Genomic DNA, 4604 nt, shown 5'->3' on the forward strand with positions numbered 1-4604 from the left:
CTGCGAGTTGACCCCGGCATCAGCAGATCCGCGAACGCGGCAGGGGGGAAATGCGGTTTGCTTGGATTCTCGCGATCCATTTAGTTACCATCGCAAGCACTGTTGACTATCCATTTTTGTTACAGTATTAAATATTGTAACAAAAATGGATATAGATGGTTGAGCATTATGATTTCGGGTATAGACGGCAGTAATTGTATTTTAGAATCCATGGCTAAGATCAGGGTCGAGAGCAAAATGATCGACAGGGCCAGAATTATAGGAAGTAAGGGCGATTATGTAGTTGAATTCTATGGTTCATCTGCTGAATGGGACGGAAAACCGGTTGTTCTTTGTAGCGCAAGGGATCCCTATAGCCCCAGGCATTTCAAAAGCTTGGATGGTGCAGTGTCTCAATTATCTCGCATAGGCTTGGATCAGCTATCAGTAACTGTCGTGTAGAAAATCTAGTCGACACTATTTCGTCATCAGTTGGGCCCAATCTGGCCTGATAGGCCCACTAACTGAAGCAGAACAATCTATGATGGTCACATGACAGTATTAATGAAAAATTCTCTAGCGTTCTTAGTGTTCGCTATCATCGCAGCAATTTTGAATGCGATTGTTTTCCCAGGCCCTTTGGAAAGCCCTTACGCTGAGGGGGTAGGGAAGGCGGTGGCATGCTGGGGAATAGCGTATCTGGTAACTTGGCCAGTCCGACGGAATCGTACCGCGTGGTTGTTTGGTATTTCCATTTCCGTTCTGATTTTTGTACTCTTTGTCCTACCAAGTTTATCATCAAACTTGGTAAATTCGGGCTAAAAGCCCTATATTACTTGTGGAAGATTTATGAAAAACGAGCCGCTAATAGCAAATGAGCATTACAAAATATTTTTGTTTTTGCTGCTCTTGATACCGTCAATTCTGTTGCTTGTCGGCATTATCCCCGCTCTAGCCTTGGCTATTGGCTATTATTTGATGAAGAAAAACCGTGATTTTTCCAGCATCGAAGCCTCCGTGAAAGCCTTAAATATTTACTGGAAGTTGATAGCTGTTCTGACTTTGATATGGGCTGCTGTAGTTGCTTTGATCTTTGTGGTAGAAATTCGTTCCAACCCCGGTTTCTGGGGAAATCCCAATGAAGTTGATTTCGGCATACTTGCCGCTTGGACCGTAGGCTTATTGGCAACTGCAGCCGGTCATATTTTTATGGCAGAGCATCTATATTCCAAACCATTGCGAAATCACAGCGAATGGGTGGTTGCGAACGGAATATTCTCGAACCAATTAAAAACAACGCCTCAAGCCAGCCCAAAAAACAGCATTGATATTCTTCAAAGTCAAAAACTGAAGCAATACTCAGTTGCCGATGAGCTTGTTAAGTGGGCGAAACTTAAAGAAGATGGCCACATATCGAACGATGAATTTGACGAAGCGCGTTCAAAGCTACTAGGCCGCTCCTAGCACATACACCAGAGTCCATTACTGTCGGGCCAAATTGGGCGAACCTCCTTCGCATGCAATTATCGCTCAATCCCATGCCCTCGGTCTCGATGGGCTTCCCGCTCAATATCCTGCTGGCGCTCCAACTCTCTCACCCGTTCTTGCTCTTTTGCGACCTCCTGCGCCGTGTGCCGTTCCTCGGCCTCACGGCCCTCGCGCAACGCTGCTGCACGATCCGCGAAACCCTCACGATCAACGCCCTCCGCTGCCTCGCGCAGACGTGTCGCCAGATCCTGCGGGGCTTGCGAAGCCTGCGGTGCCTCCCGCTCCGGCGCATCGACGCGCCGTTCCTGTTCACGGCCCTGCCGCGCCTCCCATGCGTCGCGCAACCGCGTGGCGAGGTTGGGTTCTTCCTCTCGGCCATCACGTCCCCCCGCAAGCGCCAGTTCGGACTGTCCCGGTCCCAGACGGTCCATGACGCGCTCCGCCGCACGGTCCAGCCAATCGCGGACCTGTCCGGTCAGCTCATGCACCACCTGCCTGACCTCGGCGGCACGGTCCTTGACCTCATGCCAGACGCGGACGGCAGCGACCTCGATACCGCGCTCCTTGAGCTGCCACGCCCCAAGGGAAAGCTGGGGCAGGGGCGGGCGGTCCAGCGACATGGCCCGCACGGTCTCGTGCAGCTCCGCGCCCTCGTCGCCGCGCTCTCGCGCTACTGAGGCCCGCTCAAGCGCCTCGTCGCGCTGCGCCACCAGCGTCCGGTGATCCACGCGGTCCTCGATGCCGGCCCGCTCTAAGGCCGCATTGCTGTCCCGCGCCCACGCCTCACGCCAGCCCTCAAGAACCTCGACCTTGTTCCAGTCGCGGTTCTTGGTGGTGAAGCCCCCGCCGGGCACGCTGCCCTCTGCATCCAACTCGCGGGTGGTCAGCAGAATGTGGGCGTGATGGTTGCGCTCATCCCCCTCGCGCCCCGGCGCGTGCAGAGCGATGTCAGCCACCATGCCACGGTCAACGAACTGCGCCTGTGCGTAGTCGCGGACCAGGGCGACACGCTGCGCATGGGTCAGCTCGTCGGGCAGGGCCACGCGCACCTCGCGAGCGACCTGGCTGTTCTTGCGGGTCTCGGATTCCTCGACGCGGTTCCACAGCTCGGATCGGTCATGGACCCAATCCGGCGCATGGTCCGGCGCGAGGATTTCGGTGTGATCGACACCGCCCCGCGCCGCGTAATCGAAGACAAGCCCGGTGCGGCGGTCTTCGATCCGCTCGGCCACGCGGTAGGCGGCAGCTGCCGTGGCGCTGCGGCCCTGACTGCGGGAAATCATCGAAGCTCGAAGATGATAGATCGCCATTGGGGGGCTGCACTTTGCTTAGGGGTTAAGGGGAAACGCCAGTCTCCCCTATCCACACAAACGCGCAGCGTTTGTATAAGTGGGCACTTCGTGTCTTGCTCTCTATATCCACGATAGCTTAAAAGCAACTTAAGATAGTGATAACGGAGACCAGAATGGCGCGGACAATAGATCAGCAGATTGCGACAACACAAGCAAAGCTGGCCCGCCTTAAAACCCGCCAAAAGGACAGTGAGACCCGGCGGAAAATTATCGTCGGGGCCATCGTGACCAATGCCGCTTTGAAAGACCCAAAGATTGCACGGTGGATGGCGGCAACCCTGCGTAAGAACGCCACCCGTGACGTCGATCAGAAAGAGCTGGTCGGGCTGCTCGACGAACTGGATCAGGCAGCGGCAAAGGCGGACCCGACATGAGCAAGGATCCGTTTCAGATACTAGCCGACGAGCTGACCCTGATCCGCAAGGACATGGACCAGCTCCAACGCACCAGTCTCGATAAGGACGAGGCCAAGAAGCTGAATCAGATCGTGACGGCAGCAGTCATGAAAATGGCGAAGGCAACCGAGGATGCGCCGGGGGAAATTCAGGAGGCTCTGGAAGCGGATCGCGACCAGATGGCCCGCAGCGCCACACAAGCCGCAACGAGGGCCGCAGAGAGCGCCATGGCCGGAATCCGGCATGACCTCGACAACGAACGCGCAAAGTTCTCACAGGCCGCTGGAGAGGCCCGTAGAGAGGCGTGGCGCTGGTTTGGCGGGTTCTGGGTGTGGCTGGCCTCTATGCTCGCCACAGGGGCCGTTATCGGGGCGCTGGCGATGGCATGGATTGCGGGGCGCGGCGATGCCCGCGAGTTCGGGCAGTTTCCGAGCATCTATTGCGGCACCGCAGGCGGGCAGGTGGTCGAACAGGACAACGGGTCCAGCTATTGCGCCATCTGGATCAACAGACCGGATCAGTGAAAAATCAGTCCGGCCATGCTTCGGCGGACCAGTCGCGCGATGTGTGGATCACACGGACAATCGCGATTTCTTCCGCGCCGCCCGTCTGCGTGATCGCATAGGCTACAACGTAAGGCAGACCCGTGACGGATTTCTCATAGGTGCCTGTCACCCGTCCGGGGCGCCCTATCGGCATGTCGCCAAGGGCCAGAGCCGTCTTGTCGAGGGCAGCGGCCACACGGCGGGCCGCTGACGGATTGTCGGTGGCGATGTAAGCAACCTGCTCGGCAAGATCGGCCAACGCATCGTTTGACCAGCGAACGGGTCGGCTCACGCGGCGTTGTCCGCCGCCGCGTCAATCACCTGCCGCAGTGAAGCCATAGCATCTTCATGGCTAACCGTCCGTCCGGCTTGCACGTCCGCAAGCCCGCGTTCGATGCCTTCGATGATGGCCAGTTCGCGGTCCACGTAGGTTTCCACCGCCTCAGCCGCCAGAAAGGATCGGCTTCGCCGTGTTCCGTCTGCCAACCTCCCCAGCTTTGCCTTGAGCTGCGGATCGAGTCGGATCGTCATTGTGGTGCTGGTCGTCATTTCATCACCTTCTAAGCATGTGTTCATATGTACACATACACTGGTTTGGCTTCTTTGGAAAGACTGTCTCACGGTCAGATTTTATATTTTTCCGTTTTCTTAGGTATTAAATCCAGCTGCCTCCTTAGCGATATTTTATATTATAGTGCTCCCTTCATCATCAGGTCAGGAATAGTACGTCCCTTCTTTTCTCTTTTTCTCTTCTTTCTTTTTTCTATGCCTATTATCCTTTTTAAATCAGCGGCTTACGACTCAAAATGTGAGCAATCGCGGGTGTAGTGTGAGCAATCGCGGGT

At 55.9% G+C, this 4604-nt stretch carries 6 protein-coding genes; 3 read left to right on the forward strand and 3 right to left on the reverse strand.

The genetic code is table 11. From position 1 onward, the window contains the following. Positions 1 to 828: 828 nt before the first annotated feature. Entirely contained in the window at positions 829 to 1443 is a 615-nt protein-coding gene (locus BMX16_RS17450) for an SHOCT domain-containing protein (protein ID WP_143058094.1), read from the forward strand. 59 nt (positions 1444 to 1502) lie between these two features. On the opposite strand, the gene mobQ is transcribed toward BMX16_RS17450, so the two are convergent. After that, a complete protein-coding gene (gene mobQ, locus BMX16_RS17055) occupies positions 1503 to 2777 on the reverse strand; it encodes a MobQ family relaxase (protein ID WP_089905973.1) in 1275 nt (424 codons plus the stop codon). Positions 2778 to 2932: 155 nt separating this feature from the next. Between mobQ and BMX16_RS17060 the strand changes: the two genes are divergently transcribed. Continuing rightward, positions 2933 to 3193 (forward strand): hypothetical protein, encoded by a 261-nt coding sequence (locus BMX16_RS17060; protein ID WP_089905975.1) that lies wholly within the window; start codon positions 2933 to 2935, stop codon positions 3191 to 3193. Continuing rightward, on the forward strand, positions 3190 to 3738 hold the full coding sequence (locus BMX16_RS17065) for a hypothetical protein (RefSeq protein ID WP_089905977.1): 549 nt from the start codon (positions 3190 to 3192) through the stop codon (positions 3736 to 3738). The genes BMX16_RS17060 and BMX16_RS17065 overlap by 4 nt, the downstream gene beginning before the upstream one ends. Positions 3739 to 3742: 4 nt before the next feature. Here the strand turns inward: BMX16_RS17065 and BMX16_RS17070 are convergent, their stop codons facing one another. Together BMX16_RS17070 and BMX16_RS17075 are read right to left on the reverse strand one after the other, a co-directional pair. Then, positions 3743 to 4051 (reverse strand): type II toxin-antitoxin system RelE/ParE family toxin, encoded by a 309-nt coding sequence (locus BMX16_RS17070; RefSeq protein ID WP_089905979.1) that lies wholly within the window; start codon positions 4049 to 4051, stop codon positions 3743 to 3745. Beyond that, the gene (locus BMX16_RS17075) at positions 4048 to 4308 is read right to left on the reverse strand and encodes a CopG family ribbon-helix-helix protein (RefSeq protein WP_089905981.1); all 261 of its coding nucleotides are present in this window, start codon (positions 4306 to 4308) and stop codon (positions 4048 to 4050) included. The genes BMX16_RS17070 and BMX16_RS17075 overlap by 4 nt, the downstream gene beginning before the upstream one ends. Positions 4309 to 4604: the final 296 nt, after the last annotated feature.

The sequence above is a fragment of the Loktanella fryxellensis genome (assembly GCF_900110065.1).
Lineage (GTDB): Bacteria > Pseudomonadota > Alphaproteobacteria > Rhodobacterales > Rhodobacteraceae > Loktanella > Loktanella fryxellensis.

Excerpts from the sequence above, each read along its gene's own strand:
- mobQ (WP_089905973.1), bottom strand. The coding sequence starts at position 2,777 with ATGGCGATCTATCATCTTCGAGCTTCGATGATTTCCCGCAGTCAGGGC.
- BMX16_RS17060 (WP_089905975.1), top strand. The coding sequence starts at position 2,933 with ATGGCGCGGACAATAGATCAGCAGATTGCGACAACACAAGCAAAGCTG.
- BMX16_RS17075 (WP_089905981.1), bottom strand. The coding sequence starts at position 4,308 with ATGACGACCAGCACCACAATGACGATCCGACTCGATCCGCAGCTCAAG.
- BMX16_RS17450 (WP_143058094.1), top strand. The coding sequence starts at position 829 with ATGAAAAACGAGCCGCTAATAGCAAATGAGCATTACAAAATATTTTTG.
- BMX16_RS17065 (WP_089905977.1), top strand. The coding sequence starts at position 3,190 with ATGAGCAAGGATCCGTTTCAGATACTAGCCGACGAGCTGACCCTGATC.